Genomic DNA, 6696 nt, shown 5'->3' with positions numbered 1-6696 from the left:
CGGCATTCAGCATCAGGGTAGCGCTGCGACGCGGAAATCGCGCGCCGTTGCCGCGCCCCGCAGTGCCCGCTTCCCCCGAGAACAATTATCAGTGCAGGTAGACGGCTTATCAAAAATCGAAAATTGCCGGTATGGATGGGGGTCTCCGAATCAGCCCCGTAATCCGGCATAGTTTTGAAATGGCACTAAAGTAGGCACAAGCTAAATACCAATTCCAAGGATAGTTGCGGTGGAATAGTTCCTAGATGCCGGGGTTTTGGCGGAAATCAGGAACTATTCCACCGCAACTGAGGAGGGCAGGGTGGATGGCAGGGTAGCTTAAAGAGCCCGTCCCTAATTAGTTACTTAGACTCGGTCGATATCCATGCTGGCGACGAGGTCGATGCTGGTGCCGAGAAGGTCTTCCAGCACGACGTCGCCAATGCGGATGGGGGCGTTGACGACTAGGCCTCGGATGAGGTTCATGGCTTGGGCGTGGAGTGCCAGCGGGATGGCCTCGGCGGTGCGCACGGGGAGCAAGGCCTCGCCGCCGCCGGAGACCGCTATGGTCGTCGTGAGCACGCGCATGGGGCAGATGAGTTCCTGATGTGCGAACTTATCACCGCGCGGGCAACTGTTGCCGGTTACGGAGCGCACTTCTACCACGGCGCCGTCTGCGTCACGCTCTACCTCTACGGTCAGGAGGCATTCGGATGGGCAGGTCGTGCAGTTGAACTGCAGCGTTTCGGTCGCATTCTTGCTCATGGTTTATGCCTCCTCAACGGGATCGACGGATAGGACAATCTCACTGGCACCCAGGTCGAGCGCTTGTTTGATGACCTTTGACGGCAGTGGGAAGCTTTCCATAACGCTCGGCTTAAACGCGCGGACCTTGCCCGCAAAAAGTTCTTCGCCGTTGGCCAAGATGCGTACTCGAGCGGTATCGACCGGTCGGCGCACGCGGAAGTTGAGTTTGGTGAGTGCCACTGCCGTAATGCGTCCCGGCAGCGCGTAGCTCGCGTTGCCGGCAGGGGAGACCGTGAGCTCGCAGCCCGTTCTCGCAGCGCTCGCCCCGGCGTCGCCGCTCAACGCCCACGCCGCCGCGGCCGCGCCGGCGCGCTCGGACTCGGTCGTCACGTTGTCGGCCAGGTCGTACACGTGCAGCACGTTGCCACAGGCAAAGATGCCCGGCACGCCCGTCTGCAGACTCTGGTCCACTACGGCCCCGCGCGTGCGCGGGTCAAGCTCTACGCCCGCGGCAACCGAAAGTTCGTTCTCGGGAATCAGACCAACCGAAAGCAGCAGCGTGTCGCACGGAACGATGCGCTCCGTCCCGGCAATGGGCGCCAGATGCTCGTCGACCTGACTCACCTCGACGGCCTCCACGCGATCGTGCCCGATTGCACGCGTGACGGTGGTGGACAGGTGCAGCGGAATTCCAAAGTCGTCTAGGCAGTTCTTGACGTTGCGGCGTAGGCCGTTGGCGTACGGCATGAGCTCGTACACGCCCTCGACCGAAATCCCCTCGAGCGTGCAGCGACGTGCCATGATCAGCCCGATATCGCCCGAACCCAAAATGACGGCGCGCGAGCCGGGTTTGAGGTTCTCGATATTGATGTATCGCTGCGCCAGACCCGCCGTAAACACGCCGGCGGGTCGGCTGCCGGGGATTTTGATCTCGCTGCGCGTGCGCTCGCGGCAACCCATGGCAAGGACGACTGCGCGTCCGGTGAGTTGCAACATGCCGGCAGGGCTCATGAGCGTGACGGTATGGACCGCGGTGTCTTCCGTAGGCTCGCCTGAATCAATCCCAATCACCATGCTGTCCAGGAACAGCGCAATGTCGGTTGCGTGCACCTGGTCGATAAAGCGCTGCGCGTACTCGGGACCGGTGAGCTCCTGTTTAAAGTGCGACAGGCCAAAGCCGGGGTGGATGCACTGGCGGAGGATGCCGCCCAGGTGCTGCTCGCGCTCCACGATGGCCACGCGTGCGCCTGTCTTATGCGCGGCCAGCGCGGCCGCCATGCCGGCAGGTCCGCCGCCGATAACGACCACGTCGAAGGCTTGCGTTTGTACGGCTTCGACGACGCTGCAATCATTAGCGCTCGATGTGAATTCCGCCATCCTAGCGCACCCCCTTCAAAGGTCCTTCGACCAGCCAGGAGCCGGCGTCCTCCAGTAATACCTCGCTAGGGTCGCAGCCCAACTCGCGGGCAAGAATCGCCACCACACGGCTCTGGCAAAAGCCGCTTTGGCACCGACCCATGCCGGCACGGCAGCGGCGCTTGACGCCCTCGACCGAAACCGCGCCTGGGCGGCGTCGGATCGCGGCCACGATCTCGGCCTCGGGCACTGTCTCGCAGCGGCATACGATCTGCCCCCACGCGGGATCGGACTCGATCAGCTCCTCCTTGCGCGCAAGCGGTGCGCGGTCAAAGTCGTCCGGCGCACGGCGGACGGGATCCCAATCGGCGCGCTCGTGCAGCTCCACGCTCGCCTCGCGCATCACAAGCTCCATGCGTTCGGCAATGGCCGGCGCGCTCGCCACACCCGGCGACTGAATGCCCGCCGCCTGGAAAAGCCCCGGCACCACGGCCGACTGTCCAATAAAGAAGTCGTTCGTTCCCTGAATGACCGGACGCCCGCCGGCAAATGCGCGCACCACGCGGCGCGTATCCAGATCGGGCACCAGCTTGCGCGCGCCGGTCAGCAGCGCATTCACATCGCTCGCATAGGTCTGCGTGTCGCCCGGCTCGCGCACGGCGGCCGTGGCGGTAATCACGGTGTTGCCGTGCACGGTGCCCGTCACGATAACGCCCTTCGACACCGGCGTCGGCACGGGGTAGAGCGGCATGAGCGTGCGTGGCTCCTTGTCCAGCACCACGATGTTGCCCTGGCGCCAGATCATCTGGAACTCCTCGGCGCCCGCCATATGCGAGATGTCGGCGGCGCCGTTGCCCGCGGCGTTGATCAGGTAGCGGCAGCGCACGTTGCCAGCGGGGGTCGCCAGCGTAAAGTGCGCGTCGTCGCCCGAGCCCGCGACTTCAATTGCTTCCACCGACGCGGACCGCATAAACGTCACCCCGTTGGCCACGGCGTTCTCCAGCGCGGCGATGGCAACCTCAAACGGGTCGACAAACCCAGTCGAGGGGCACCATAACGCGCACGTTGCATCGGCACTCGCGCGCGGCTCCAGCTCGCGGATGCGGTCGGGTCCGACGATTGACAGCTCGGGCACGCCGTTGGCAAGGCCGTTGCGCCGCAGCTTTTCCAAGTGCGCGCGGTCCTCGTCGTTAAAGCCCAGCACCATTGATCCGGTGCGGCGGAACAGAAAGCCCAGCTCCTGGGCCCACGTGCCGTAAAGCTCGCAACCTCGGGCGTTGACCTGTGCCTTTACGGTTCCCGGCGCCGGATCGTAGCCGGCGTGCACCAGGCCGCCATTTGCCTTCGATGCGCCCAGGGCGATGTCGTTGGCCGTCTCGACCACGCAGATGGACAGGTCATAGCGTGCGAGCTGCCGCGCGATGGCGCATCCGGTGATGCCCGCGCCCACGATTGCGCTATCAAACGTTTCTGCCACGGTGCCTCCCAGACCAGTTGACAGGATGTCAATAAGACTATCCTACGGTCTGCACACGCCCAGTGCGGCGGCAATGCGGCGAACAGCCCCGCAACACCCGCCAACGGCAGGCGAGGGGAGACCCGGCAACGTCGACAACCTCGTCTGCCGGCTACCACGTTGAAGTTTTGTCTCGATCTGTAACAGTAAGCTGAGGATTTGGCTTCCAGTTGTTACAGATTGAGATTGAAGTCGGGGAGAGATTCTTCTGTCTCGATCTGTAGCAGTAAGAGGGGTAATTTGGTCCCAGTTGTTACAGATTGAGACATTTGCCATGCGGGTCCTCCGTTTGTCTCGATCTGTAACATCTAGACCTGGATTCCGCTCCCAACTGTTACAGATTGAGATGTTTGTGTCCGCGCCAGCCCCGCCCCTAGCCGTGGTCCCATATAAACAAACCCCGTGGTAAACTTGACCGGACTGTTAATATTCCGAAAGGTACCCGTAATGTCCAAGTACATCTCCGAGCTCATGTCGCCGCAGCTTATGGGCGTCGTCTATGCCTTCGTTGGCTTCATCATCGCCCTGTATGTGCTGTCGGTCGTCTATGTGTTCATCGACGCTCGCCGGCGCGGCGCCAGCGCCTACGTGGCATGGGGCATCATCGCCCTCATCCCGTTTGTGGGCCTCATCGCTTACCTGGTCCTGCGCCCGCACTCCTACGCGTCCGACCGCGAGGAGCAGGAGCTGGACATGGCCCTGCGCGAGCGCCAGCTTGCCCAGTACGGAACCTGCCCGCAGTGCGGCGCGCCCATCGAGAAGGACTTCGTCGTCTGCCCGGTGTGCGATACCCAGGTTCGCAACGTGTGCCCCAGCTGCCATCGCCCGCTCGATGCGCACTGGAAGGTCTGCCCCTACTGCCGAACTCGCATCCAGTAACGCATCCATCGCCGGGCCGGCCGCAGGCCACGTGCACCGCGCGTCCCGCGCAAGCCGCGCGCATCCCGCAGCCCCGCCCCCACACGATGAAGCATGCGTAGAAAATCGCCCGCCGTGCCATTAAGGTGCGGCGGGCGCTTGTATACCAAGGCAACCTGCCTATAATGATGCAAGTCAAAAACGCCGAGCGCATCGCACACACTTGTATCAGGCATCCGAGAGGAGAAAACATACCCATGAAGGCACTCTACAATGACGGTTCGGTGGCCGAGCTCCCGCAGGACGAGGTCACGCACGTCATCCGCCACTCCGCCGCGCACATCATGGCGCAGGCCATCAAGCGTCTCTATCCCGAGGCCGACTTTGCCTACGGCCCCGCGACCGACAACGGCTTTTACTACGACGTCGACCTACCCGAGGGCGTCAAGATCAGCGAGGACGACTTCCCCGCGATCGAGGCCGAGATGAAGAAGATCGTCAAGGAGAACCTCAAGTTTTCCGTGTACGAGAAGCCCCGCGCCGAGGCCATCGCCCTTATGGAGGAGCGCGGCGAGAAGTACAAGGTCGAGCATATCGGCGACCTGGACGACGACGCCCGCATCACCTTCTACCAGCAGGGCGACTACATCGACATGTGCGTCGGCCCCCACATCTGCTACACCAAGGCGCTCAAGGCCTTTAAGCTCACCGGCGTCTCGGGCGCTTACTGGAAGGGCGACAAGGACAACAAGATGCTTACCCGCATCAACGGCGTCGCCTTTGCCACCAAGGAAGAGCTCGACGAGCACATGCACATGCTGGAGGAGGCCAAGAAGCGCGACCACCGCAAGATCGGCCGCGAGATGGACCTCTTTATGATGCGCGACGAGGCCCCCGGCTTCCCGTTCTTCCTGCCCAACGGCATGATCCTTAAGAACACGCTGCTGGACTACTGGCGCGAGATCCACCACAAGGCCGGCTACGTGGAGATCTCCACGCCGCTCATCATGAACAAGCAGCTGTGGAAGACTTCGGGCCATTGGGACCACTACAAGGACAACATGTACTCCACCGTCATCGACGACGAAGAGTACTGCATTAAGCCCATGAACTGCCCGGGCGGCGTGCTGGTGTACGCCTCCAAGCCGCACTCCTACCGCGAGCTGCCCATTCGCGCCGGCGAGATTGGCCTGGTGCACCGTCACGAGCTTCGTGGCGCCCTGCACGGCCTGTTCCGCGTGCGCTGCTTTAACCAGGACGACGCCCACCTGTTTGTGCGTCCCGACCAGCTGACCGACGAGATCGTGGGCGTGGTCAACCTGATCGACTCCGTGTACCAGAAGTTTGGCTTTAAGTACCACGTTGAGCTTTCCACCCGCCCCGAGGACTCCATGGGCTCGGACGAGGACTGGGCTCGCGCCGAGGAGGGTCTGCGTACCGCTCTGGAGAAGCTGGGCATGGACTACGAGGTCAACGAGGGCGACGGCGCCTTCTACGGCCCCAAGATCGACTTCCATCTGGAGGACTCGCTCGGCCGTACCTGGCAGTGCGGTACCGTGCAGCTCGACTTCCAGATGCCGCTCAACTTTGATCTGGAGTACGTGGACGCCGACGGCACTAAGAAGCGCCCCATCATGTTGCACCGCGTATGCTTTGGCTCCATCGAGCGCTTCATTGGTATTCTGATTGAGCACTTTGCGGGCAAGTTCCCCACCTGGCTGGCTCCCGTGCAGGTCAAGGCGCTGCCCGTCTCCGAGAAGAGCCGCGACTACGCCCACGAGGTGTGCGCCAAGCTGGAGGAGGCCGGCATTCGCGTGGTCTGCGACGATCGCGATGAGAAGATCGGTTACAAGATCCGCGAGGCCCGCAGCATCGACCGCGTGCCCTACATGCTCATTCTGGGTGAGAAGGAGGTCGAGGCCGGCAACATCTCCGTCCGCGATCGCTCCAACGAGACCGTTCAGATGAGCGTTGACGAGTTTGTTGCCAAGGTGCTCGAGGAGATCAAGACTCGCGCCTAAGGCAAGCTGCACAACTATTAACAAAGGCGACCGTCCATAAAGGGCGGTCGCCTTTTTTCATGCCCAAATAAGAAAAGCCGCTGGTTGCGCGGCTTTTTTTGTTGCACAAAAAGGTACAGGTTTTTGTAGAGGGGTATGGAGAGGTTGATTTCCGATCTCAGCCGAACACATTGAGCAAATAGGCCATTCCCGCAGTTAGCTGAACGCCCCCGCGGCCCC

Annotated in this window: 5 protein-coding genes; 2 read left to right on the top strand and 3 right to left on the bottom strand. The window is 62.2% G+C overall.

What is annotated here, in order from left to right; translation table 11 throughout:
• Window positions 1-345 precede the first annotated feature (345 nt).
• From I1969_RS10700 to I1969_RS10690, 3 genes are read right to left on the bottom strand one after another with little or no spacing between them, the layout of a single operon-like run.
• Window positions 346-744, bottom strand: a complete 399-nt coding sequence (locus tag I1969_RS10700; RefSeq protein ID WP_195235110.1) for a DUF1667 domain-containing protein — start codon at window positions 742-744, stop codon at window positions 346-348.
• 3 nt (window positions 745-747) lie between these two features.
• Window positions 748-2103 carry an NAD(P)/FAD-dependent oxidoreductase gene (locus I1969_RS10695; protein ID WP_195235109.1) on the bottom strand — a complete coding sequence of 452 codons (1356 nt, stop codon included), beginning with the start codon at window positions 2101-2103 and terminating at the stop codon, window positions 748-750.
• Window position 2104: 1 nt separating this feature from the next.
• Window positions 2105-3559 carry an NAD(P)/FAD-dependent oxidoreductase gene (locus tag I1969_RS10690; RefSeq protein WP_195235108.1) on the bottom strand — a complete coding sequence of 485 codons (1455 nt, stop codon included), beginning with the start codon at window positions 3557-3559 and terminating at the stop codon, window positions 2105-2107.
• Between the two features lie 486 nt (window positions 3560-4045).
• On the opposite strand from I1969_RS10690, the gene I1969_RS10685 reads away from it, so the two are divergent.
• Window positions 4046-4477 (top strand): double zinc ribbon domain-containing protein, encoded by a 432-nt coding sequence (locus I1969_RS10685; protein WP_055251579.1) that lies wholly within the window; start codon window positions 4046-4048, stop codon window positions 4475-4477.
• A 236-nt stretch (window positions 4478-4713) separates the two neighbouring features.
• The gene (thrS, locus tag I1969_RS10680; RefSeq protein WP_117584100.1) at window positions 4714-6477 is read left to right on the top strand and encodes a threonine--tRNA ligase; all 1764 of its coding nucleotides are present in this window, start codon (window positions 4714-4716) and stop codon (window positions 6475-6477) included.
• Window positions 6478-6696 lie beyond the last annotated feature (219 nt).

The organism is Collinsella aerofaciens, assembly GCF_015548375.1.
Taxonomy (GTDB): domain Bacteria; phylum Actinomycetota; class Coriobacteriia; order Coriobacteriales; family Coriobacteriaceae; genus Collinsella; species Collinsella aerofaciens_AB.
This window is presented reverse-complemented; position numbering and strand designations above follow the sequence as displayed.